At 67.8% G+C, this 23,687-nt stretch carries 23 protein-coding genes; 11 read left to right on the top strand and 12 right to left on the bottom strand.

The window, feature by feature from the left end; all coding sequences use genetic code 11:
- Nucleotides 1–8: 8 nt before the first annotated feature.
- Together ABZX86_RS08590 and ABZX86_RS08585 are read right to left on the bottom strand one after the other, a co-directional pair.
- Nucleotides 9–743, bottom strand: coding sequence for a histidine phosphatase family protein (locus tag ABZX86_RS08590; RefSeq protein WP_327139618.1), 735 nt, complete (start codon nt 741–743; stop codon nt 9–11).
- 16 nt (nt 744–759) lie between these two features.
- Complete coding sequence (locus ABZX86_RS08585) at nt 760–1,695, bottom strand: undecaprenyl-diphosphate phosphatase (protein ID WP_355121466.1); 936 nt, start codon at nt 1,693–1,695, stop codon at nt 760–762.
- Between the two features lie 197 nt (nt 1,696–1,892).
- Between ABZX86_RS08585 and ABZX86_RS08580 the strand changes: the two genes are divergently transcribed.
- The 4 genes from ABZX86_RS08580 to ABZX86_RS08565 all read left to right on the top strand — a co-directional run bounded on the left by ABZX86_RS08580 (nt 1,893) and on the right by ABZX86_RS08565 (nt 6,111).
- On the top strand, nt 1,893–2,849 hold the full coding sequence (locus ABZX86_RS08580) for an aldo/keto reductase (protein ID WP_327139616.1): 957 nt from the start codon (nt 1,893–1,895) through the stop codon (nt 2,847–2,849).
- Between the two features lie 21 nt (nt 2,850–2,870).
- Nucleotides 2,871–3,914 carry an ABC transporter substrate-binding protein gene (locus tag ABZX86_RS08575; RefSeq protein WP_355121464.1) on the top strand — a complete coding sequence of 348 codons (1,044 nt, stop codon included), beginning with the start codon at nt 2,871–2,873 and terminating at the stop codon, nt 3,912–3,914.
- Nucleotides 3,915–4,237: 323 nt separating this feature from the next.
- Nucleotides 4,238–5,257, top strand: a complete 1,020-nt coding sequence (locus ABZX86_RS08570; RefSeq protein ID WP_355122573.1) for an iron ABC transporter permease — start codon at nt 4,238–4,240, stop codon at nt 5,255–5,257.
- The gene (locus tag ABZX86_RS08565; RefSeq protein WP_355121462.1) at nt 5,254–6,111 is read left to right on the top strand and encodes a heme ABC transporter ATP-binding protein; all 858 of its coding nucleotides are present in this window, start codon (nt 5,254–5,256) and stop codon (nt 6,109–6,111) included. Before ABZX86_RS08570 ends, ABZX86_RS08565 begins: the two co-directional genes overlap by 4 nt.
- Nucleotides 6,112–6,133: 22 nt before the next feature.
- Here the strand turns inward: ABZX86_RS08565 and ABZX86_RS08560 are convergent, their stop codons facing one another.
- From ABZX86_RS08560 to ABZX86_RS08545, 4 genes are all read right to left on the bottom strand, one after another.
- Nucleotides 6,134–6,523 carry a YrdB family protein gene (locus ABZX86_RS08560; protein WP_355121460.1) on the bottom strand — a complete coding sequence of 130 codons (390 nt, stop codon included), beginning with the start codon at nt 6,521–6,523 and terminating at the stop codon, nt 6,134–6,136.
- Nucleotides 6,520–8,637, bottom strand: a complete 2,118-nt coding sequence (locus tag ABZX86_RS08555; protein WP_355121458.1) for an MMPL family transporter — start codon at nt 8,635–8,637, stop codon at nt 6,520–6,522. The genes ABZX86_RS08560 and ABZX86_RS08555 overlap by 4 nt, the downstream gene beginning before the upstream one ends.
- Nucleotides 8,637–9,167, bottom strand: a complete 531-nt coding sequence (locus ABZX86_RS08550) for a hypothetical protein (protein WP_355121456.1) — start codon at nt 9,165–9,167, stop codon at nt 8,637–8,639. The genes ABZX86_RS08555 and ABZX86_RS08550 overlap by 1 nt, the downstream gene beginning before the upstream one ends.
- A gap of 137 nt (nt 9,168–9,304) precedes the next feature.
- Entirely contained in the window at nt 9,305–9,676 is a 372-nt protein-coding gene (locus ABZX86_RS08545; RefSeq protein WP_355121455.1) for a hypothetical protein, read from the bottom strand.
- 223 nt (nt 9,677–9,899) lie between these two features.
- Here ABZX86_RS08545 and ABZX86_RS08540 point away from each other — a divergent pair, with 223 nt between their 5' ends.
- From ABZX86_RS08540 to ABZX86_RS08530, 3 genes are read left to right on the top strand one after another with little or no spacing between them, the layout of a single operon-like run.
- On the top strand, nt 9,900–10,910 hold the full coding sequence (locus ABZX86_RS08540) for a hypothetical protein (RefSeq protein ID WP_355121453.1): 1,011 nt from the start codon (nt 9,900–9,902) through the stop codon (nt 10,908–10,910).
- On the top strand, nt 10,910–11,176 hold the full coding sequence (locus ABZX86_RS08535; protein WP_355121451.1) for a DUF5703 family protein: 267 nt from the start codon (nt 10,910–10,912) through the stop codon (nt 11,174–11,176). The genes ABZX86_RS08540 and ABZX86_RS08535 overlap by 1 nt, the downstream gene beginning before the upstream one ends.
- 32 nt (nt 11,177–11,208) lie before the next feature.
- Nucleotides 11,209–12,288, top strand: a complete 1,080-nt coding sequence (locus ABZX86_RS08530) for a quinone-dependent dihydroorotate dehydrogenase (RefSeq protein ID WP_355122571.1) — start codon at nt 11,209–11,211, stop codon at nt 12,286–12,288.
- Nucleotides 12,289–12,392: 104 nt separating this feature from the next.
- Here ABZX86_RS08530 and ABZX86_RS08525 read toward each other — a convergent pair whose 3' ends face one another.
- Together ABZX86_RS08525 and ABZX86_RS08520 are read right to left on the bottom strand one after the other, a co-directional pair.
- Nucleotides 12,393–12,818 carry a hypothetical protein gene (locus ABZX86_RS08525; RefSeq protein ID WP_355121449.1) on the bottom strand — a complete coding sequence of 142 codons (426 nt, stop codon included), beginning with the start codon at nt 12,816–12,818 and terminating at the stop codon, nt 12,393–12,395.
- Nucleotides 12,819–12,984: 166 nt separating this feature from the next.
- Nucleotides 12,985–13,260, bottom strand: a complete 276-nt coding sequence (locus ABZX86_RS08520; protein ID WP_355121447.1) for a hypothetical protein — start codon at nt 13,258–13,260, stop codon at nt 12,985–12,987.
- 556 nt (nt 13,261–13,816) lie between these two features.
- On the opposite strand from ABZX86_RS08520, the gene ABZX86_RS08515 reads away from it, so the two are divergent.
- Nucleotides 13,817–15,373: a carbohydrate kinase family protein gene (locus ABZX86_RS08515; protein ID WP_355121445.1), complete on the top strand. Its 1,557-nt coding sequence runs from the start codon at nt 13,817–13,819 to the stop codon at nt 15,371–15,373.
- 7 nt (nt 15,374–15,380) lie between these two features.
- Here the strand turns inward: ABZX86_RS08515 and ABZX86_RS08510 are convergent, their stop codons facing one another.
- Nucleotides 15,381–15,995, bottom strand: coding sequence for a GTP cyclohydrolase (locus ABZX86_RS08510; protein ID WP_355121444.1), 615 nt, complete (start codon nt 15,993–15,995; stop codon nt 15,381–15,383).
- A gap of 88 nt (nt 15,996–16,083) precedes the next feature.
- Here ABZX86_RS08510 and ribA point away from each other — a divergent pair, with 88 nt between their 5' ends.
- Both ribA and ABZX86_RS08500 read left to right on the top strand, forming a co-directional pair.
- Complete coding sequence (gene ribA, locus ABZX86_RS08505; RefSeq protein WP_355121442.1) at nt 16,084–17,079, top strand: GTP cyclohydrolase II RibA; 996 nt, start codon at nt 16,084–16,086, stop codon at nt 17,077–17,079.
- Nucleotides 17,080–17,248: 169 nt separating this feature from the next.
- Entirely contained in the window at nt 17,249–19,078 is a 1,830-nt protein-coding gene (locus ABZX86_RS08500) for a long-chain fatty acid--CoA ligase (protein ID WP_355121440.1), read from the top strand.
- A 122-nt stretch (nt 19,079–19,200) separates the two neighbouring features.
- On the opposite strand, the gene ABZX86_RS08495 is transcribed toward ABZX86_RS08500, so the two are convergent.
- The 3 genes from ABZX86_RS08495 to ABZX86_RS08485 all read right to left on the bottom strand — a co-directional run bounded on the left by ABZX86_RS08495 (nt 19,201) and on the right by ABZX86_RS08485 (nt 22,564).
- A complete protein-coding gene (locus ABZX86_RS08495; RefSeq protein ID WP_355121438.1) occupies nt 19,201–19,737 on the bottom strand; it encodes a YbhB/YbcL family Raf kinase inhibitor-like protein in 537 nt (178 codons plus the stop codon).
- Between the two features lie 38 nt (nt 19,738–19,775).
- Nucleotides 19,776–21,125 (bottom strand): M20/M25/M40 family metallo-hydrolase, encoded by a 1,350-nt coding sequence (locus tag ABZX86_RS08490; protein WP_355121436.1) that lies wholly within the window; start codon nt 21,123–21,125, stop codon nt 19,776–19,778.
- Nucleotides 21,126–21,346: 221 nt separating this feature from the next.
- Nucleotides 21,347–22,564: a hypothetical protein gene (locus ABZX86_RS08485; RefSeq protein WP_355121434.1), complete on the bottom strand. Its 1,218-nt coding sequence runs from the start codon at nt 22,562–22,564 to the stop codon at nt 21,347–21,349.
- 178 nt (nt 22,565–22,742) lie between these two features.
- On the opposite strand from ABZX86_RS08485, the gene ABZX86_RS08480 reads away from it, so the two are divergent.
- Nucleotides 22,743–23,681 carry a phospholipid scramblase-related protein gene (locus ABZX86_RS08480; protein WP_355121432.1) on the top strand — a complete coding sequence of 313 codons (939 nt, stop codon included), beginning with the start codon at nt 22,743–22,745 and terminating at the stop codon, nt 23,679–23,681.
- The last annotated feature ends 6 nt before the right edge of the window (nt 23,682–23,687 follow it).

Genomic DNA, 23,687 nt, shown 5'->3' with positions numbered 1-23,687 from the left:
ACTCACCACTAAGACTCGGGGCGCTCCGTAACCCCATTATCGCCACTACCCGTAGTGCCCGTTTCGCCGCCGGGTACCGGTCCGGATCTCGATTCACCACCGGTGTGCGGCGAAATCGCCGCCAGTGTCGACAGATCCGTGCCGGTGTCGTTCAACCGCCACACGTACGGAGCGGTCGGACTGTAGCGGACCACGCTGATCGAGGCCGGCTCGACCACGATCCGCTGGAAACCGTCCAGGTGGATGCCGAACGCATCCGCCAGCAACGACTTGATGACATCTCCGTGGGTGCACGCCACCCACAACACATCAGTACCGTGTTTCTCTGCCAGGAGGCGGTCGTGTTCGCGCACAGCGGACACGGCACGGAACTGCACCTGCGCCAAACCTTCTCCGGAGGGGAACACCGCCGCCGACGCGTGCTGCTGCACGATCTTCCACAGCGGCTCGCTGACCAGCTCGCTCAGCGCCCGTCCGGTCCAGTCGCCGTAATCGACCTCGAGCAGCCGCTCATCGGGTTCTGCTTCGATGCCGAGCTTGTCCGCCAGCGGGGCGACGGTGCGCTGACAGCGCAGCAGCGGCGAGGTCACGATGTGCTCGATCGGCAGGGCCGCGAGCCGCCCCGCGACCGTCTGGGCCTGCTCGCGGCCGCGGTCGGTCAGATCGACGCCCGCGCTGCGGCCGGCCAGGGTGCGGGCAGTGTTCGACGTGGAGACGCCGTGCCGCAACAGGATCACCGTCACCGGGACAGCCTACTTGCTAGGTCGCGGACACGACGCCGGTCATCAGCAGCACCATGACCGTCAACCCCAGCACGATGCGGTAGCCCACGAACCAGTCCAGCGAGTGCTTCGTGACAAAGCGCAACAACCACGCCACCGAGGCATAACCGACCACGAACGAGACGATCGTCGCCACCAGAATCTGGGTGCCCGAGGCGTTGAGGCCCTCACCGGCGGGTTCGAAAGCATCCGGCAGGCTGAACAGGCCAGAGGCCACCACCGCCGGAATCGCCAGCAGGAACGAGAACCGCACGGCCGCGCCGCGAGTCAGGCCCAGGAACAATCCCGCCGAGGACGTGGCGCCCGAACGCGACACGCCCGGGATGAGTGCCAGGCACTGCGCGAAACCCATGATCAGTCCGTCGCGGGTGGTCAGCTCCTCGATCGGGCGGCGCTTGCTGCCGTAGTACTCCGCGACCGCGATCACCAGCGCGAACACGATCAGCATGGTGGAGATCAGCCACAAATTGCGTGCGCCGGTACGGATCTGGTCCTTGAGCAGAAAACCCAGCACGCCGATCGGGACGGTGGCAATGATCACATACCAGCCCACCCGGTAGTCCAGCTCGCGCTGCTCGTCCTCATCGAGGATGAATTCGATCGCACCGTCCTCGGTGTAGACCGGCAGATGGGTGGTCGGCTGCTCGTGCAACGGCAGCTGCGGGGGGTTGTAGGCGGTCAGCCGCCACCACACGGTCGTGCACCACGCCACCAGGATTCGCCAGATGTCCTTGGCGAAATACACCAGCACCGCCGCCTCGGTGCCCAGCTGCGTGACCGCGGTGAACGACGCGCCCGCATCATCGCCGAAGAACACCGCCGACACGATGCGCATGTGCGCCGAGGACGAAATCGGCAGAAACTCCGTCAGGCCCTGCACCAGACCCAGAATCAGGGCCTGCACCCACGTCATCGACTCGCCCACTCACACTCCAGTTCCGAATCGTCGGCTGCCGGTACGCAATTGGCGCACCCGTACGCAAACTCGCCGCGACCCTACAGGCCCGGCCGCGCTCACCGCGATCACCCGACGTGCCGCGCGAGGCATAGCGGGGTTGCGGGGACCTGTGCCCTTAGGCTGACGCGTGTGACGAAAGTGCAAGCGCGGTGATGGAACAGCGGACGGTGGGGCGCAGCGGACTTCGAGTCTCCCGCCTCGGCCTGGCCACCCACACCTGGGGCAGAGAGACCGATACCGACGACGCGGCCGCGCAATTGGTGGCCTTCGCCGAAGCGGGCGGCACTCTCGTGGACACCTCACCCGCCTATTGCGATGGTGCGGCACAACGCATCCTCGGACCGCTGGTGCGCGAGATCGGGCGCGATGATCTGGTGCTGAGTGTGTGCTCGGGACAGCGGCCGGTGCGCTCGGATCCGGCCGCCGGGCCCGCCCCGGTGCGCTGGAGCGTGGATGCCTCCCGGCGCACCATGATGCGCCAGCTCGATCAGACGCTGGCGCTGCTGGGCGCCGATCACCTGGATCTGTGGACCGTCGCGGCGTGGGATCCGCACACCCCGCTCGAAGAGGTCGCGGGCACACTGGAATACGCGGTGCGCACCGGGCGCGTGCGCTACGCCGGAGTGCGCGGTTACGACGGCTGGCAGCTGGCGACCCTCGCCGCGGCCGCGCCATTGACCGCCGCGCAAACCCCCTACTCGCTGCTGGCGCGCGGGGTCGAACACGAATTCGTGCCTGCCGCACAGCATCACGGGCTCGGCATCATCGCCACCGCACCGCTGGCCGGGGGCATCCTCACCGGTAAGTACCGCGACGGGGTGCCCGCCGATTCGCGCGGCGCGGACGAGGCGACCGCCGCGGAAATCAATGCCGGACTCGACGACCGCGCGGTGCGGGTGGTCGATGCGGTGGTGACCGCCGCCGACGGCCTGGGCACCTCACCGCTGGCGGTGGCGCTGGCCTGGATTCGCGATCAACCGGGCGTGGCGAGCATGGTGGTCGGCGCCCGCGATATCGGGCAGCTCACCGGGGTGCTGGCCGCGGAAACCCTGGAGCTGCCCCGGGCCATCACCGCCGCACTCGGCGACGTCAGTGCACGGACCGAATGAGCCCTGGCTAGCCTTACCTGCATGAGGTGTTCCGTGAGTGCCCGATCCGGCGTCGTCCTGCGCACACTGCTGGTGCTGCTCGGGGCGACCGTGCTCATCGGCGCCACCGCGTGCACCAGCAGCAGCGGGTCGACGGCGGCGGGCCAGCGCGGGCCCGCCACCGCGGCAATGCCCGATACCAACCCAGTCCCGATCGGACCCGAGCCCACCCCGGTGCTGCCGGTGACGGTGCACTCCTTCGAGGGCGGTGATGTGACCGTCACCGATGCGAGTCGCATCATCGCCGTCGACCGGTACGGCACCCTCACCCAGACGGTGTACGCGCTCGGGCTGGGGTCGAAACTGGTGGGCCGCTCCACCTCTGCCGCGTTCCCCGCCGTCAAGGATGTGCCGAACGTCGCGGGCGGATCGGGCAGCATGAGTGTGGAAGCGATTGCGGCACAGCGACCTTCGGTATTCCTCACCGACTCCACCAGTGCCACGCCGGTCATGCGTGATCAGCTCAAGGCGCTGGGCATCACGGTCGTCTATTTCGACCCGCAGCGCACCATGGACGCGGTCGTGCCGCAGATCGAAGCGGTCGCGAACGCCCTCGGTGTCCCGGATGCGGGCAAGAAGCTCGGCCAGCGCACCCACGACGAGATCACCGCCGCCATCGCTACGGTGCCGCAGCAGGACCCGAAGCTGCGCATGGCGTTCCTGTACCTGCGCAGCACCGCCATCACCATGATCGCCGGCCCCGGCTCCGGCGCCGATTCCCTGGTCGCCGCGATCGGTGGCACCGACGCCGGCACCGCCTCCGGCGTCAAGGAACCGTTCGTCCCCATCACCAGCGAAGCCCTCATCGCGGCGGCCCCCGACGTCATCCTGGTCATGTCCGACGGCTTGGCCTCCGTCGGCGGCGTCGACGGCCTGGCCAGAATCCCCGGCATCGCCCAAACCCCCGCCGGCCGCAATAAACGCGTCGTCGACATGTCCGACGCCGTCCTGCTCAGCTTCGGCCCCAACACCGGCCGCGTCGTCGCCGCCCTCGCCAAGGCCGTCTACGGCGACAAGACGGCATGACCCACCGCCCCACCCCCGACGCGCAGGATCCGACCGTGCCCCACCTCACCTCCCCCGCACCGGGCGAGCAGTCGAATCCTCCCGGCTTTGACTCCGCGCCGGCCTCGGACGCAGTCGAAGCGACCTCCGCACCCGCGACGTCCGGCAAGCGCGCCGATGACGCCGCATCCCCGTCGCCCGTCACGGCCCCGTCGAACGGCGAGGGCGTCTCGATATCGAATTCCGCTCCTGCGCAATCGGTCTCGACGTCGGTCGCGCCGCGCGCCGGCGGTGCCGATGCACTGCCCGCCGCAGGTAAAGGCAGTGGGAAGCGGTCTCGGACGGTGGTGATCTTTGCCGGGGCGCTGGTGCTGCTGATCGTGCTGGCGTTGATTTCGGCGGCGGTGGGGCAGGTGCCGACGACGCCGTTGGAGGTGGCGGGGAGTTTCTTTCATCGGATCGGGCTCGACTGGGGGCCGATGCCCAAGCATCCGGCGGGGGATGTGACGTTGTGGGAGGTGCGGTTTCCGCGGGTGGTGCTGGCCATGCTGGTGGGGGCAGCCCTCGCGACGGCAGGGGCGCTGCTGCAGGGAGTGTTCGCCAATCCGCTGGCCGAGCCCGGGGTGATCGGGGTGTCGGCGGGGGCGGCGGTGGGTGCGGGGGCGGTGATCGTGGTCGGCGGGGCGTTCGTGGCGTCGTGGTCGGTGGCGGCGGGGGCGTTCGCGGCCGGATTGTTGACGACGCTGCTGGTGTATGTGCTCTCGCGATCCAACGGGCGCACCGAGGTGGTGACGCTGGTGCTGACCGGTGTGGCCATCAATGCCTTTGCGGGCGGGCTGATTTCGTTCCTGCTGTTCAGTGCCTCCCCGGCGGCGCGTGATCAGCTGGTGTTCTGGCAGATGGGCAGCCTCAACGGGGCGACCTGGCAGGCCGTGGGCGTGGTGGCCCCGCTGACCCTGGTGGGTGTGGCGGCGGCGATATTCATGGCGCCGCGGCTGGATCTGCTGGCGCTGGGAGAATCGGCGGCCCGGCACCTGGGTGTGGACGTGGAACGATTGCGGCGCAATGTGATTGTCGTGGTCGCCGTGCTGGCCACCGCGGGCGTGGCCTTCACCGGCATCATCTTGTTCGTCGGATTGATCGTGCCGCATCTGGTGCGCATGCTGGTCGGGCCGGGGCACCGGGTGCTCATCCCGCTCTCGGCGATCCTGGGCGCGGTGACCCTGGTCGCCGCCGATATCGGGGCGCGCTCGCTGGTGCGCAATGCCGATCTGCCCCTGGGCATGCTCACCTCGCTGGTGGGCGGCCCGTTCTTCTTCTGGTTGCTGCGGCGCACCCGCGCCCGTTCGGGAGGCTGGGCGTGAGCACCGTACTGCGAAGTCTCTCCGGCGCTTTCACCCGTCACCACAATCTGCCGGTCACCCCGGAACCGGGCACCGTCACCCTGCGTGCCCGGGGCGTGGCCCTGGAACGCGGTGGCGGCCGCCGTGTGCTGGACGGCGTGGATTTCGAGGTGATCGCCGGGCAGATCGTCGCCCTCGTCGGCCCCAACGGTGCCGGCAAATCCACCCTCCTCGACGCCCTGGCCGGGGAACTGCACCCCACCGAGGGCACCGTCGAACTCGACGGCAAACCCCTCACCGCCTGGGCCCCGGTCGACATGGCCCGCCGCCGCGCCGTCCTGCCCCAGAACCACACCGTCGGCTTCCCCTTCACCGCCCGGGAAGTCGTCGCCATGGGCCGCGCCCCCTGGGCGCGCACCGAACGCCAGGACCTCGACGAACAGCGCATCGCCGCAGCCCTCGCCGCGACCGACGTGGAACACCTTGCGGGACGCACCTTTCCGGCACTGTCGGGTGGTGAACGCGCCCGCGTCGCCCTGGCCCGCGTCCTCGCCCAGGACACCGCGACCCTGCTGCTGGACGAACCCACCGCCGCCCTGGACCTCGGCCACCAGGAACAGGTCCTGCACCTGGCCCGTGCACGCGCCACCGCCGGTGCGGCCGTCGTGGTCGTGCTGCACGACCTCGGCGTCGCCGCCGCCTACGCCGACCGCGTCGCCGTCTTGGAAGCAGGCCGCATCGCCGCCGACGGCCCACCCCGCGAAGTCCTCACCACCGCCTTGCTCACCCGCGTCTACCAGCACCCGGTCGACGTCTTCGACCACCCGGACACAGGTGCGCAACTGGTACTGCCGGTGCGCGGCCGCAACAGCTGACCATCGACATCCGCTCGAGCGGTCAGGCCTCGGTCTGACCCAGCAGCTCGGCCTCGGCGCCAGCGGCGTACACCTGACCCCACAGCAGGCGCAGGCCCGCATTGGCCAGCCACAGCAAGAACAGGACAAGTCCGGCGATCGGGGTCCATGCGAAACCCAGCAGCACCCCCGCCCCACCGAACCACACGATCTCCAGCACCGCCCGCTTCCACCCGCGCACCGGAATCCGGGCATCGTGGGCCGCGCCGAAGATCGCCCACACCGCCACGAACACCGCGATCGCGGCGATGCCCGCCACGATCCGCACCAGGATCGGGGCGTCCAGCCCGAATCCCCACCAGCCCGCCGAGCCGAGCACACACAACTCCAGCACGAACATCAGCAGCAGGTTCGCGCCCTTGAGAACAGTCATCGCCACACCAATTTCAGAACAGCCGGAGTGAGCAGCATGCGGATCACCGTGGCGTCCAACAGGAGTGCCGCGATCATGCCGTAAGCGATGTACTTCATCAGCACCAGATCGGAGAAGCCGAAGGCGCCTGTCACCACGATGAGAATAGCGGCGGCAGAGGTGATTACGCCGCCCGTGTGCGCAATTCCGTACCGGATGGCCTCCTGTGCGGATTTGCCTTCGGCGCGCGCCTCGGCCATCCGCGATTGCAGGAACACCTCGTAATCGGTGGACAGCCCGAACAGCACCGTCACGATCAACACCAGCACCGCGAACATGAGTGGTCCCGGTGTGAAGTCGAACAGCCCCGACCCGTGACCCTCCACGAAGATCCAGGTGAGCACCCCCAGCGTCGCCCCCAGCGACAGCGCGCTCATGACGACCGCCTTCACCGCCAGGATCAAGGACCGGAATGCCGCGTACATCAACGCGATTGCCGCCACCACCAGGATCAGCGCCAGCAGCGGCAGCCCGTGGATGAGCCCGAGAATGCTGTCGCGCTCGAGCGCGGGCACCCCGCCCACCATGACCTGCACCCCCGGCGGTTGCGGTATGGCGCGCAGCGCCGACATCACCGTGTCGGCGTCCTGCTTGTCGACCAGCCCACTGCCGAGCACCGTGATCGCGTCCTTGGTCGGCGCGACCGGATCGAACGGACCCGTCATCAGCGGGCCACTGACCTGATTGGCCTCATAGCGAATATCGCTGAGCTGCTGCGGATTCGCCCCCACCACCACGAGTTTGAGCGGATCGGTGCGGAACTGCGGGAATGTCCGGTCGAAGTCCTGCTGCGCCACCCGCGCCGCATTGTCGGAGGCCAGATACCGTTCGCTGAGCCCGCCGAAGGCGATGTGGCGGAACGGCAGGATCAACGCCAGCAGCACCAGCACCACCGGCACGATCACCCGCCACGGCTTGGCCATGGCGAACACCGCCAGCCGCGAGAAGAATCCGGCATCGATCTGCTCGGCGGTGCGAATGCTCGCCAGCCGATGCCAGCCCCACAGATCGATGCGCCGCCCCACGATGCTCAAGGTCGCCGGCAGCGCCGTCACCGACAGCACCGCCGCCAGCAGCACCGAACTGATACCGCCCAGCGGCACCGAGCGCAGCACCCCGTTCGGGTAGATGAACAGCGCGCCCAGGCTCACCGCGATGATCGCCGAGGAGAACAGCACGGTGCGCCCGGCGGTGGCGACGGTGCGGGCGGTGGCCTCCTCCACGGTGCGCCCGGCGGCCAGTTCCTCCCGGAACCGGGTCACCGCGAACAACCCGTAATCGATGGCCAGCCCCAGACTCACCAGGGTGACCACGGCCGAGGCGAACACATTGACCTGCAGATGATCGGTCAGCATCCGCATGATGCCCTGGGTGCCCAGAATCGTCATCCCGCCGATGAGCACCGGCAGCAGCGCGCCGATCACCCCGCCGAAGACGAAGTACAGCAGGATCGCCACCAGCGGCAGGGCGATGATCTCCGCGCGGTGGATATCGTTCTGCATCCCGGTATTGATGCCCTCCACCACCGGCTGCATGCCCGCCAACTGCACGGTCGTCCCGCCGGGTCCGGAACCTGCTGCGCCGGAACGGAATTCGTTCTTGATGTCCATGTAGTTGTTGACCGTGTCGGTGCCGCCGTCGCCGCGCAGTCCGATACTGGCGAAGGCGTGGGTGCGGGAGGCGTCGGCGAACTGGCCCATGAGCGCGCCGTCCCAGTACGAGTCGATCTTGAGGATCTGCCCGGAGTGGCTGCTGCGCAACCGATTCAGCTCGGCGGTGACCGCGGTGCGCACCGGTTCGTCATCGACGGTGCCGCCGGGCGGTGCGGTGTAGAGCACGATCAGATCGCTGTCGGTATCGCGCCCGAAGGTGGAATCGGCCAGCTTGGAGGCCGCCACCGATTGGCTGCTCTCGTCGAACCAGCCCTCCTGGGTGAGGTGTTTGCCCAGATCGCGCCCGTAGAACCCGGACGCCAGCACCACCAGTCCGAAAAGCCCGAAGATCAGGTACCGATTGCGGTGCACGACACGCCCCCAGCGCAATGACCGCGTGGTGCCCTTGTTCGTGTCGAGCATCAGCCGCAGGCCGCGGTCCGGTAGTCGGCCGAGCGCAGAATGCCGCACAGATCGGTGCGCGAGATCTTCCAGCGCCCGTCCTTGTTCACGAAATGCACCACCGTGGTGCGCACATTGGATCCGGTGCCGTCCTTGTCCAGGCTCAGCGTCGCGGTCAGGGTGCCGTCGTGGTTGTCGAAGACCGGATCCCGGACCCCATACACCGCGCGCGGATTGTCCTGCAGCGCCTTGTACATATCCGGAATGGCGTCCTTGAAGGACTCCCCGTCCTCGATGAGGGCGGTGCGATCGGCATCGGGCAGATTCGGATCCAGCGCCGATTTGATCTGCGCGTCCAGGGCCGCGGCGGTCGGCACGGGCGGGCGAGCCCCGGCCGAGGCCGACGCGGCCACCGAGGAGGAGCTCAGCGCGGCATAGGCCGACGAGCGCGCCGCGGCGACCGAGGCATCGTCATCGGAACCACCGCACGCCGCCGTGGCGGCGCCGAGGGCGAGTATCAGGACTGCTACGGCCGGTCGTCGAAAAGCCATCAACTTCCTCGGTGCTCGAACTGCGGTGATTTGCCCACAGTCTGTCATGCGCTCGGCGCGTTGCTGACTGGCGCGTCACAGGACACGGGTTCATGGGGTCTACGCCACTGGCGGCGTGTCGCGCTCGGGGCGTCGGGTCAGATGCCGTCGATGACCGCACCGAGGCGGGCCAGCAGCGCGCGCACGGTGATCGCTTCGCGCGCCGGGGTGGCCGGTACCGCACTGGCCTGCGGGATGAGATCGCGCACTAGCGCGATGATGCTGCGTTCGTCCTCGAGGTCGATATCGGTGAGCCGTGATTCGGCGATTGCGACCACATCCTCGGCCGCAGGCACGTCCGTCTGCAGGTCAGGGCGGTAGATTTCGACCGTCATGACTCCGCGCACGGTCCGGAAGGCGAAGGGCCGGCCGTCCTCGGTGACTCCGAACCCGTGTGCGTAGTGACCCACGCTCACGTCCTCGACGGTGAAGCCCGGCGCGTGGAAGCCCGAGGTGTGGTCGGTTACCAACTCAACTCCCTGACACAGCCCACAGATGTCCTTCCAGGCTAACCGCTGCCGCCGACAACCCCGCGAAAGCCCATGTCACGTCAAGTGACTCGCGGCCCCGGCAACTGTGCACCGTGCCACGGCGCGCCGGACGCAGGACCCCCGCTCACCGGGCGTGGTCGGGCAACATGGTCAGATTAGGGAGCACGCATGAATTTTCTCGGTCAGGTAAGGAGTTCGCCGAATGCGCCGTCGCGGCTTGATCCGGTCGGTCCTCGCGGGCGCGATCGCGGTGACAGTGCTGGCCGGGTGTTCCTCCAAGGACGGCGACGGCGACAAGCCGACCCGAGACCCGGTCGCCGCGGCCGTGGCGCCCGCGGCCGCCGTTCCGGCCGGTGAGGTGACCCCCAGCGCGGCGATTCGTGATCTGCTGGCCGATCCCGGCACCGGCATTCTCGCCGCCATCACCGATCCGGGCACCGCGATGGTGTTGCTGGACAAGGCCACCGGCGCCACGCGCACGGTGACCCTGCCCGCCGCGGCCGCCTCGCTCTCGCTCGGCAAGCCCGGTGAGTTCCTGATCGCGGTGCCGGGCAAGATCGTTCGCGTCGATGCCGCCTCGGGCGCGCTCACCGAGGTGAAGGTCGACGGTGATGTGCACGCGGCCGCGGTGCGCGCCGGCGGTGACCTGATCGCCGGGCTCGCGAACGGCAAGGTGCTCGTGCTGGCCCCCGATGGCGCTGTGCGAGAGACCATTTCGGGTCTGGTGTCCGCCGATGCCATCGACACCAGCACCGATACCGTGGTGGTGCTCGACCGCCACCAGACCGCCCTGGCCGAGCTGAACCTGGCCGATCACCGCCTCGGGTTGACCCTGCGCGCCGGGGACGGGGCCGCCGAGATGATCGGCGATCACTTCGGCCGCCGCATCGTCACCGACACCGCCGGTGGCCAGCTGCTGGTCTACACGGCCGATCCTTTGGTCCTGCGCCAGGGTTTCCCGGTAGGCTCTTCGCCCTACGCACTCGCCTACGACAAGCGGTCCGAGACCGTGTGGGTGACGCTGACAGGCAGTAACGAAGTCGTCGGCTACGACCTGTCGACGGGTATACCGGTAGAGGTGGGCCGCTATCCCACAGTGCGCCAGCCCAACACGGTGACCATCGACGACCGCACCGGTGACCTGTTCGTGGGATCCGGGACCGGTGACGGTCTGCAACGGATCGGCGCGGACCAGCGGAAGAGAGGGCAGTGATGGCTCGGGCATCACGATCAGCGCGGCAATCGCGACCGATACCGGCAGGCTGGGAGCATTCCAGCGATGACGAGTACGAATACGTGCCGCTACGGCTCCCCCCGGACATGAATCGCGTGACCGCCTCCATGCGCCTGGCCATTCAGGCCGAATTCGGTGGCTGGGAGCTGTCGCGGGTGCGTGCCTACACCGACGGCAGTCGCCGGGTGCTGCTGCGCCGCCGCAAGAGTTCCCTGCTATCCCCGACACCCGAGGCGGTGATGTGACCCGCATGGCCTTCACGAATATCGGCGAACGCCTGTATGCCCTGCTGCTGAAGGTGATGTTCCTGCTCCCGCCGGAACGCATTCATCATCTGGCCTTCGGTGCGATGAAGCTCTCGACCCGGTTCGCGCCGGGCCGCTGGGCGACCTCGAAAATGCTGGTGGCGCAGGATCCGGTGCTGGCCTCGCGGGTGTTCGGGGTGGATTTCCCGAGCCCGCTGGGCCTGGCGGCCGGCTTCGACAAGGACGCCGAGGGCGCCGAGGTGTGGGGTCCGCTCGGTTTCGGCTATGCCGAGATCGGCACGGTCACCGCGCAGGCGCAGCCGGGCAATCCGGCGCCGCGACTGTTCCGGCTGCCGGCCGACCGGGCGCTGATCAATCGCATGGGCTTCAACAATCACGGCGCCGAAGCGGCCGCGCGGTATCTGGCCACGCGCCGCCCCGGCGGTATTCCGATCGGCGCGAATATCGGCAAGACGAAGGTCGTGGAGGCCGCCGATGCCGCCGCCGATTACGCCGTCAGCGCGACACTGCTGGGCCCGCTGGCCGATTTCGTGGTCGTGAACGTCAGCTCCCCGAACACCCCGGGCCTGCGCGATCTGCAAGCGGTCGATTCGCTGCGCCCACTGCTGCAGGCGGTGCTGGACAGTGTGTCGGTGCCGGTGCTGGTGAAGATCGCCCCCGATCTGTCCGACGAGGACATCGACGCGGTGGCCGATCTCGCGGTGGAGCTGGGTCTGGCCGGAATCGTGGCCACCAACACCACGATTCGCCGCGACGGGTTGCGCACGAATGCCGACGAGGTCGCCGCGCTCGGTGCCGGCGGGCTGTCCGGTGCGCCGGTCGCGGACCGTTCGCTCGAGGTATTGCGCCGGCTGTTCGCGCGCGTCGGGGACCGGCTGGTGCTCATCTCGGTCGGCGGTATCGAAACCGCGGACCAGGCCTGGGAGCGCATTCTGGCCGGAGCCTCACTGCTGCAGGGCTATACGGGCTTCATCTACGGCGGACCGTTCTGGGCGCGTCGCATTCATCACGGTCTGGCGATCAAGCTGCGCGCACACGGCTACTCCAGCCTGTCCGAGGCGGTCGGCGCGGGGCACACCGCCCGGGCCTGACCGGATCAGCGCCGGTTTCGGCTCGCGAAGGCAGGTCGGTCGCGGCCCGGCGCGCAGGCTGGTGCGCGGCGGGCACGTGTGCGGTTGATGCGATACCGGGTCGGTCAGGCCCACAGGTGCTGGGAGCGGGCGCCCGTGGTGGCGGGCGCGTAGGTCGCGGTGAACCAGCCGGTGAGCATCGGCTCGGGCAACGGCGGCAGCGGCGGCAGGGCGGCGTCGGCCGGGCAGGGCGGGAGCGTCTCGCGGTGCATGCGCTCGGCCAGGCGCTGCGCCAGCATGACCACCGCGTGCTCGACCAGGATGCCCAGCCGGGCGGCGCGCTCGGCGGCCTCGGAGTGTGCGGCATCGTCGAAGACCACCTCCGGATCGGACAGGATTTCGTCCAATTCCATTCCGGCATGCGCCTGTTCCCGGGTCAGTCGCTGTTCGGGTAGCCAGCTCAGGGACCACACCTCCTCCCCCTGTGCACACCGTGCGAATTCGGGGGTGATGTCACTGGTCATCTCCCGCTGATTGATATCGATTGTCACTGCTGGGTCCTCCCTGGGCGAACTGTATGTGTTCTTCGTCGATTACCGAGCGGTCGGTATTTCACCACCTACCGAACCGCCCGATGTGCCGGGAATTCATTGCTGCATACGGCAACTCCCCACCCGTCCGCGTGTCACTGTGCGGCCTCGCCGGTGAGGTCTGCGCTCATCTGCCCCGCTCCATCATCCGCTGATGCAGCACGGCCATGACATGTTTCACCGAGGTTCCCAATTCCCCGGCCAGCGTCTCCGCCCGCGCGCCCGGCTCCGCCGGACCGCTGCACAGCTCGGCCAGTTCCATTGCATCCCTGGCCTGTCCAAAGGTCAACAACACCTCCGGCCACCAGCTCAACTCCCACGCCGGTTCACCCCGGTCGGCGCGCCGGCGCGCCCATTCGGGGCAGAAGCTGCTGGTGATCGAACGGCTGCTCTCATAAATCACGACGGTCTCCCTGTGGGTGAGGTGTCGTCGCGGGCGCCCGGTGTCCGGGATGCCGGAAGGGGCCGATCGAAATGTGTTGATCGGCTGGAGATGTCGCTACCCACGTGTGGTCTGCGTGGATGGAGCGGGCGACGACGGATGGTCGGTTTTCGCTGCGCCGGGAAATCTCGCCGGTCTAGCCGGCGAATGCGATCTCGGCCTCGGTATCGGATTCGCTCGTCGCTGCGCGCCGCCGCCGGAAATGCCGAACCAGGAAAATCACTCCGAACACCAGGACCTCCGAAACTGTCTGGTGGGGGCGAAACTTCGCCAACTCCAGTATGGCATTTGCCGGACACTTCGCGGCATTTGCCTTTGTCTCAGTGGGATTGACGTTTTACCTGGTCGGTAAACATGTTCGGCGGTATCGTTGGGGCGGCAGCGCACACTCTGCCGCCCGGCGAACGATTCATCGAGAACGCCGCATTGTGTCTCGGAACCTTCCCCCGGCGACCTACCGGCCAGGCCTCGAATCAGTCTGCGGTGCGGGTGCATTCGAGTGGGAGGTGAGGGCGGTATGACGACTCCGAGTCCTCCGCACAGCATCGACGTTCATGCGGTACGCGGGATTCTCGAGCGGCTGCGCAAGCTCTCGGGCCTGCGGGGGGAGCGCAACCTCAGTGTCGATATCGGCCCGCTGCTGAAGCTGGTGATCGTGCGCCGCTATGCGCATCTGGCCGGGACGACGCCCGAGGAAGCCCTCCCCCATGCGATCCGCTACCTCGCCGGAAGACTCGCTGCGACAGATCAACTGATCATCGACGCCGAGCTGTGCCTGGAAATGTTGTCGGCTGTGCTGCCCGCCGCGCTCGCGGACCGGTTGTACGGTCCGAACCTGGGCATGCGCCGGCGCTGTCTGGCGGAGAACTGGCAGGTGCTCTACGAAGCGGTGCGGGCTCCCGCGGAGCGATCGACCCCGACCGCGCGTGCGCTGCGGGCGGGCGCTCCCGAGACGGAGGCGTTCACCGCGCTCAGCACGCTGCTCATCTCCGAATCCGTGGTTCCGGCAGCGGAAGTGCAGGGGGCGCGGGAGCGCTCGACGGTGGTCGTGGTCGGCGACGCGGCCTGGGACCGCATTCACACCGTCGAGACCTTCCCCCGGCCGGGCTCCTCGCTGTTCGGCGATTTCGACGAGCACCCCGGCGGCAAGGGACTCAATCGCGCGGTGGCGCTGGCGCGCCTCGAGCTCGACGCGCGCCTGTTCGCCGCGGTCAGCAATGACGACAACGGGGAGAAGATCCTCACCTATCTGCACAGCGAGCATGTCGACATCAGCCTGATCCCGGTGATCTCCGGATACCGCACTCCGGTGGCGACCGTCATCATGTCGCACGACGGGAGTTACACCTCGATTGCCAACAAACAGGATCGAATCTGGTTCGCCGCCCGCGATATCGACGAACCGATTCGCCAGGCACTGCACGCGGCGGCGGCGGTCCTGCTGACCTTCGAGCAATCGGACGAAGTCATGGCCGAAGTGATCGACGCGGCGTCGCAGCCGCAGTCCCCGCCGTGGCTGCTGGTCAATGCCTCGCCGCCGCGACAGCTCTCCGAGCGGGTGCTGGCAGTGCTGGGCAAGGTCGACTATCTCATCGGCACCGCGGACGAACTGGCCGGTATGCGGCCGGGCGGCACCTGTGCCGACACCACCCGGGAACTGCTCGAGCTGCAGGTCGGCGCCGTCGTGGTGATCGATGGGTCGCAGTGCGCCATTCACTTTCGCGACCGGGAGAGCATCGTCGCGCAGTTTCCGTCCGCCGCACCGGGTTCGGGATCGCTGCCGTCGTCGGTGCGATCCGCGGGGCCGGTCGTTCGAGCGCCGGGAATGTCACCGGCCTTCATCTCCGCCTTGATCTACCGCTTGGTGACGCGGGTGCGTTCGGCCGATGCGGCACAGCGCCGGCACGACGATGAGCGAAATGTGGAGTGGGCCGCGGCCGCGGTCTCTGCGCGAGAGGATATTTCGAGCATTCCGGCCTCCATGCCGAGGATCGACGCCATCGACAAGCTCGCCGACGCCGAGGATTCCGGCGCCGCGACCGTCCGGGACGTAGCCGGGAACCTACACCGCTGACCGGCCGCTAGAAGTTCATCGCCCACGGCGCGCGATCGGTGGGAATCCAGTGCCCGTACATGCGCTTGGCCTCCTGATACTCACGCTCGCGCGCGGTGCGCGGGTGCGTGCGCAACGGCACCACGGTGGCACGGATGCCCACCTTGGCGACCGCGCTGAGCTTGTGCGGATTGTTGGTGAGCAGCTGCACGGCCGTGAGGCCGAGATCCACCAAAGCCTGTGCCGCGTGGTTGTACCGGCGATCGTCGGCGGAGTAACCCAGCGACAGAAAGCTGGCGAAGGTATCCAACCCGGTGCGCTCGCTCTCACCGTAACCACGCGCCTTGGCGAGCAGGCCGTGTCCGCGCCCCTCCTGCTCGAGGTAGACCAGAATGCCCGATCCGTCCGCCTGAATGAGGTCGAGTGAGCGATCGAGCTGCGGTTTGCAGTCGCAATCCTGAAACCCCAGCGATTCGCCGTACAGACACCGGGAGTGGATTCTGACCAGGCAACCGTCGGAGATCGAACCGAAGGCCAGGACATGACCGGAGTCCTGGCCGGCGCGAATATCGGTGACCCGTACCCGCAATTCGCGGCCGTCGCGGGTGCACCAGTGGCTGGCATGGTTGAGATTGGTCCACATGACCTGTCCTGGAACACTTTTCGCTGAGCAACCGGCCGTCACAGAATGGTAGGTCGACCGACTGCGGATATTGCGACATTCGACGCATATGCGCAGGTCGGCGAATTTTCGGCAAATTCGAGTCCCCATTCGACAGGCACAATCGACCGGTCGGCTGTACGGTTCTGCCGTGCCGACCATCCTTGGCAGCTCAGTCGTGTCCGACGTGTCCTCTCCGTCCCGAGCGCCAGTTCAGAATGAGCCAGATCGTCTCGCCGCGCAGACCGAGCACCAACTGACCCGCAGGGGCTCGGAATTGCGCGTGCGCGTAGTGGAATTCGATGACCGCGGTGCGGCCGGGCATGCGCTCCTGTTCGGCGATCCCGAGGTGCACTCCGATCCACTGGTCCGAATCCACTCGCGGTGCCTCTACGGCGATGCGCTGGAGTCCCAGGATTGCGATTGCGGTCCCGAACTGCAGCTGGCAATGAACAGGATTCAGTCCGAGGGTGTCGGCGTACTGATCTATCTCGAGCAGGAGGGTCGTGGCGCGGGACTGATCACGAAGGCGAAGGGACTGCGCATCACCCAGTTGCGACGGGTCGACACGTACGCCAGCTACCGCATGCTCGCGGTCGAGGACGATTCGCGCTGCTATGTGCAGGCCGCTGAATTCCTCGCCGCACTCGGCCCGGGGTCGGTGCGGTTGCTGACCAACAATCCGGGCAAGGCGCAGGCACTGCGCCGATCAGGACTGGCCGTCACTCCGGTTCGGCTGACAACGGTACCGCGCAGTGCGCGCGCGATGGCCTATCTGGAGGCCAAGCGGCGGCTCGGCGGTCATCGGCTGCCCTCGCGGCTGGCGTGGCGAATAGCCATCTGGGGCAGGCGAATCCTGGGGACGGTCGTGGTCGGCGGCGCGCTGGCGGCGCCGTTCTTCGCCGCGCGGGAGGTTGTCGTGGCCAGTCAGAGCGTGGTGCTGATGGCATGGATGCTGACCCATCCCGCGGCTGCGACCGCATGGATTCGCTCCCGAACGGCGATGCGGCGGCTGTCGGGCCCGCGCAGGCGTGCGCGGGCTTCGGCCGCAGCGGAGCAGATGTAGCGCGCGACACAGACGCGACTTTCTGGCTAAGCTGAGTGAGCCGCGCCACAGCAGGGCGTGTGGCCATGTGCGTGGGTCGGTTGGGTGTCTTCTCGGACGTCGAGGTTCTCGCAGGTCGAATGGGTGCATGCGGGTGGCGGGTGAAGCGAGAGGCAATCGGAAAAGGGTTATGACGACAGACATCGGCTATCCGCACAAATCGGGCAAAACGGTCTTCACGATTCCGGCGGCGTTCCAGCAGACGCTGACGCTGCGTCCGGAGCAGGTCGCGATCCGCACCGTCGGCGGCACCCGGGAGATCACCTGGCGCGAATACGGGCAGCACGTGCGCAGCATTGCGGCGGGGCTGGCCGGAATCGGGGTCACACAGGGCGACACCGTGGGCATCATGCTGACCAACCGTCCCGAGTTCAATCTGGTCGACACCGCTGCCCTGCATCTGGGCGCGACCCCGTTCTCGATCTACAACACCTCCTCGGCCGAGCAGATCGCGCATCTGTTCACCAATGCCGAGAACAAGATCGTGATCACCGAACCGGCATTCCTGGACGCCGTGCGCGGTGCGGGTGTGGAACTCGAGCACATCGTGCTGGTCGAGGGCTCGGCCGCGGGCACCCTCACCCTCGCCGAGGTGGAGGCCGCGCCCGCCGCCGATTTCGACTTCGATGCCGCGTGGCAGGCGGTCAAGGCCGACGATGTCGCCACGCTCATCTACACCTCCGGCACCACCGGCCCGTCCAAGGGTGTGGAGCTGACCCATCGCAATGTGGTCGCGCAGATCGTGGGACTGGTCTCGGGCCCGCTGACGGTCGGCCTCGACGACCGTTCGGTGTCGTATCTGCCGGCCGCCCATGTGGCAGACCGCATTTCCGGGCACTGCGCCAATCTGTTCACCGGTGTGCAGATGACCTGCGTGCCGGACCCGCGCGAAATCGCCGCCGCCCTGCCCGATGCCCGCCCCACCGCCTTCTTCGGCGTGCCGCGGGTGTGGCAGAAGATCAAGGCCGGTATCGACGCCAAGCTCGCCACCGAGCCCAGCCCGGTGAAGAAGGCGCTGGCGAACTGGGCCATCGGCGTCGGCATCAGTGCCGCGCGCGCCGACCTGTCCGGCAACGGGCGCGGGCTGCTGCTGGATGTGCAGCACAAGCTCGCCGACGCCCTGGTGCTGTCGAAACTGCGGGAGGCCTTGGGTTTCGGTGAACTGAAGGTCGCGGCCTCGGGTGCGGCGGCCATTCCGCCGGAGACCCTCGAGTACATGCTCGGGCTCGGGTTCGTGGTCACCGAGGTGTGGGGCATGTCGGAGACCTCCGGGGTCGGCACCTACACCCCGATGAACAAGCCCAAGCCCGGCACCGTCGGAATCCCGCTGCAGGGCACCGAGATCCGCCTCGGCGAGGACGGCGAACTGCTGCTGCGCGGCGATATCGTCACCCACGGGTACCGCAAGATGCCGGAGAAGACCAAGGAGGCCATCGACGGCGACGGCTGGCTGCACACCGGTGATGTGGCGACCATCGACGGCGACGGGTACGTCACCATCGTCGATCGCAAGAAGGAACTCATCATCACCGAGGCGGGAAAGAACCTCTCGCCCACCAATATCGAGAACACCGTGACCTCGGCGTCCTCGCTGGTCGGCCAGGTGGTGGCGATCGGTGAGGCCAAGCCGTACATCGCCGCGCTCATCGTGCTCGACCCCGATACCGCCGCGGTGCGCGCCAAGGCGCTGGGCATCCCGGAGGCCGATCTGAAGACGCTCTCGGCCCGCCCGGAGATCATCGCCGAGGTGAAGGCCGCGGTGGCCGCGGCCAATACGAAACTCGCCCGCGTGGAACAGATCAAGCGCTTCATCCTCATCGATCAGGGCTGGGAGCCCGGCGGTGACGAGCTGACCCCGACCCTCAAGCTCAAGCGCAACCCGATCACCAGCAAGTACGCGGCCGAGATCGCCGCGCTCTACACCACCCCCGCCCCGGACAATGTGGTGAACCTGTCCTGATCGGCACTGCCTGATCGGCACCGGATATGACTGTGGCCCTGGACCAATTGTCCAGGGCCACAGTCATATCGAGACGCCCGTCGCCCCGGCATGCTTTCGGCCGGGATCCACGGACGCGAACTCTACTTCTGCTCGTGCGTGCCGATCAGGGTGGCGCGGCCGATGGCATTGAGGAACAGGTTGAAGCCCAGGTAGGCGGGCGAGGCGCTCTCGTCGACCTCGAGTTTGTCCACGCCGACCGCGTGCACGACCACGAAGTAGCGGTGCGGTCCGTGCCCGGCGGGCGGGAAGGCGCCGGTGTACTCGTGCAGGCCCGCGTCATTGCGCAGCACGACCGCGCCCGCGGGCAGGGCGCCGCCCTTGCTGCCCTGGCCGGTCTCGAGGCTGGTGGTGGTGACGGGGATATTGGCCACCACCCAGTGCCAGAAACCCGAGGCGGTCGGGGCGTCCGGGTCGAAGACGGTGACGGTGAAACTCTGTGTCTCCGCGGGGAATCCGGACCAGCTCAGCTGCGGGGAAATATCCTTGCCACCCGCGCCGCCGAGCGCGCTGACCTGATCCAGGTGCAGCGGCTGCCCCTCGGTGATATCGCTCGAGGTCAGGGTGAACTCGGGCAGCTGCGGCAGCGGGGCGTAGGGGTTATAGGAGTAGTCGGGCACGCGATGTCCTCTCGAAAAGGTCGGCTTAGCAGGCCGGCTCAGCAGTTCAGCAGGAAGTGTTCCAGCACGCTCGCCCCGAATTCCAGCGATGCCACCGGAACCCGCTCGTCGACGCCGTGGAACAGGGCGGTGAAGTCCAGCTCCGGGGGCAGCTGCAGCGGTGCGAAACCGAAGCAGCGAATCCCTATCCGCGCGAAGGCTTTCGCGTCGGTGCCGCCGGAAAGCATGTAGGGCACGGTGCGCCCGTCCGGATCGTGCGCGAGGATGGCGGCGTTCATGGCATCGACCAGGTGCCCGTCGAACGTCGTTTCGTACGAGTCGAGTTTGGTGATCCACTCGCGCTCGACATCGGGGCCGATGAGCGCGTCGACCTCCTTCTCGAATTCGGCCTGCCGGCCCGGCACCACGCGGCAGTCGATGACGGCCTCGGCGGTCTGCGGAATCACATTGGCCTTGTATCCGGCCTGCAGCATGGTCGGATTGGCGGTATCGCGCAGGGTGGCGCCGATGATGCGGGAGATGGTGCCCAGCTTCGCCAGCTGCCCTTCGATATCCGGGCTGGCCGGATCGAACTGCAGTCCGGACTCCTCGGTGACGGCGGCCAGGAATTCGGCCACCGAATCGGACACCACGAGCGGGAAGGTGTGCGTGCCCAGGCGCGCCACCGCCTGCGCCAGAATCGTGACGGCATTGTCCTCGTGCAGGAACGAGCCGTGCCCGGCACGCGCCTTGGCGCGCAACCGCATCCAGCCCAGCCCCTTCTCCGCGGTCTCGACCAGGTACAGCCGCCGCTCGGTGCCGTCCGGGCGCGGCACGGTCAGCGAGAACCCGCCGACCTCGCCGACCGCCTCGGTGATGCCGTCGAACAGATCGGGCCGATTGTCCACCAGCCACTGCGAACCCCAGCGGCCGCCGTTCTCCTCATCGGCCAGGAAGGCGAAGACGATATCGCGCGGCGGCACCGTGCCCTCGATCTTGAACTGCCGGGCCACGGCCAGCATCATGCCGACCATATCCTTCATATCGACCGCGCCGCGGCCCCAGACGTAGCCGTCCTGGACGGCGCCGGAGAACGGGTGCACACTCCAGTCGCCGGCCTCGGCGGGCACCACATCCAGATGCCCGTGCATCATCAGCGCGCCACGGCTCGAATCCGCACCCTTCAGGCGCGCGAACACATTGCCGCGCCCGTCCGCGCCGGACTCCACATACTCGGTGGTGTACCCGGCCTGATGCAGTTGATCGGCCACCCATTGCGCGCATTCGCGCTCACCCTTGGTGGTCTCGAGTTCGCCGGTATTGGAGGTATCGAACCGGATCAGCGTGCTGACCAGGTCCACCACCTCGGAGACGGCGCGGGACGTACGAGGTTCGCCAGTTTCGGACACGTCCCTTTCCTACCACCTCGCCGCCGCCCCGCCCCCGGGTGCCGTCGCGCCGCAGTGTCGCCCGCGCAGGTGAGCCCCGCCCACGCGAATTCGAATCATCCTTCGCACAAGGGTTTCCGCCCGGTATCGCCGCACGCTACGGCGCCGCGGGCCGTGGATCGGTTCGACCGCCGATGTGGTGTCGACCGGGCCGGTCGTGTTTCCGCGGGCCGTGTTCGGGGTCAGCGCAGCACGCGCAGGGTCATGGTGAGGGTGGCCAGCAGGGAGTCGAGGCTCTGGTCGGCGATGCGCCGTTCCAGGATCTCCGGTTCGAGGCGGGTGGAGGTGGCCCAGAGTTCGCCGAGGTGGGCCTGCACGTCGACATCGGTGGCGGCCAGCACCCACAGCAGCGGCGCCCACAGGCGGGCGGCCTGGGCGATGGCGGGCAGCATGATCAGGGTCGAGGGGTCCAGCCGGGCCAGGCGGGTGCCGGCGCGGCGGCGTACTTCGGCGGGGGTGCGGGCCAGTGGTTCCAGCACACCGCGCCACAGGGCCAGTTCGCTGCTGCCGTCGACCGCGGCGATCAGGGCTTCGGCGCTCTCGCCGATCACCGGGTTGAAGGCCAGCCGGGTCAGGGCGGACGGGCTGAGCTGACCGGCGAAGCGCAGCAGATCGTCGGTGGCGTCGGCGGCCAGGAAGGTGGTGAGCAGATCGGCGATGGCCGAGGGCGGCGCGACCTCGAACAGGATGTCACCGACCGCCTCGACGACATCGGGCGCGCAGCGGGCGAAGACCGACAGCGCCGCCAGCCGCAGCTCCTTGGATCCGTTGAGCACGGTGCCCAGCAGTTTCGGAACGCGGTGGCCGGGACCTGAGAGCAGTTGCCGCACTATGGCACTGATGCTCTCACCGGAGTAGGCGTATGCGGCCGAGTGGATCAGGCCCTCGTCATCGGGAACGCCCTCCTCGACCGCGAGCACCAATTCGGGTGTGGCATAGGCGAGGAACGGCCCGGCGGTGACGTAGTCGCGCCGGCGCAGCAGTTCGTTCACGATCTCGATGACCGGTGTGGTCGGGGCGTCCCCGGCGAGCTGGCCGACGGTGCGCGGATCCAGATAGGGCGCGCAGTCGGCCGCGTAGGTGATGCTCAACCGCAGCAGCGCGTCCACGGCCTTGCCCGGATGCTGCACGCCGACCGCGCCCGCCGCGCGCCCGGTCATGGTGGGCGGCACCATGCGCTGCACGATGGGGATGGAAATGCTCAGCGGAATGATCGGCACCAGTGTGCTGATGCGTTCGAAAACCGGTGTGTGCTGGTCGAAGAGCGCGCCGGACATGCGCTGCTGCAGTTCGTGCAGCCGGGAGGCACCCAGGCGTTCCAGATGTGCGAGCCGTTCGACCGGGACGTGCAGGGTCCTTGCCAGGAGTACCAGCTGTGCGCGGGTCACCAGATCGGTCATAGGCCCGCCCGGGTCGGCGACGTTCCGCCATAGGCGAATTCGACTGTGGCAGACATGCTTTCCCCGTCCTCGGAGCCCGTGGTCCGGACTCCCCGTATTCGACCGCTCATCATAGGCGGGCAGATGCGGCGAAAAAGGCAAAAGGTGCAGACTCTCAGTAGCTCGTTAGGATGCGGCCATGAGTCATCCCCCGGGTTGGTACCCCGAGAGTCCAGGTTCTGCCGTCCTGCGGTGGTGGGACGGCAGCCAATGGACGAATCACACCCAGCCGCAGCAGCATCCGGCGAAGCCGCAGCAACCGCAGGTTCCCCAGCAGCCGCAAGGGCAGCAGCAGTACGGCCAGCAACAGCAGGGCCAACCGCAGTACGGTCAGCAACCGCAGGGTCAGCAGCAGCAGTATCCGCAGCGCAGCGATGCGCACCCGTGGGAGCTGGAAGTCGGCGCGGCGAACAATCCCGCCGATATCCAGCGCCAGGTGCAGCAGCAGGCCGGGGTGAACGCCGCGCAGGCGGGCGGCGGCACCGTGTTCACCGAGCCGATTCTGGTGGTGAACCAGAAGGTCAAGCTCATCGAAATGGCCAATGAGTACAGCGTTTTCGACCAGAACGGCCGCCAGATCGGCGCGGTGGTGGAGGTCGGGCAGAGCGCGCTCAAGAAGGCCGTGCGCTTCATGTCCAGCTACGACCAGTTCATGACGCACAAACTGGAGATCCGTGACGGCCACGGCCAGACCCTGTTGCGTGTCACCCGCCCGGCCAAGATTCTCAAATCGCGCTTCCTGATCGAGCACGGCAACGGCGCCCCCATCGGTGAGATCATCCAGGAGAACATGCTCGGCAAGATCAATTTCTCCTTTGTGGTGAATGGTCAGCAAATCGGCGGCATTCGCGCCGAGAACTGGCGCGCCTGGAATTTCGCCATCCACGACCACACCGGCCAAGAGGTCGCCCGCATCACCAAAACCTGGGAGGGCCTGCTCAAGAACATGTTCACCACCGCCGACAACTACGTCGTGCAAATCCACCACCAACTCCCCCAGCCCCTGCTGTCGATGGTCGTCGCCTCCGGCCTGGCCATCGACACCGCCCTGAAACAGGATTCCCGCGGCTGGAACTGACACCCC

Source organism: Nocardia sp. NPDC006630 (assembly GCF_040611495.1).
GTDB lineage: Bacteria > Actinomycetota > Actinomycetes > Mycobacteriales > Mycobacteriaceae > Nocardia.
Note: the sequence above shows the minus strand (reverse complement) of the source record. Positions and strands in the feature narration are given on the sequence as shown.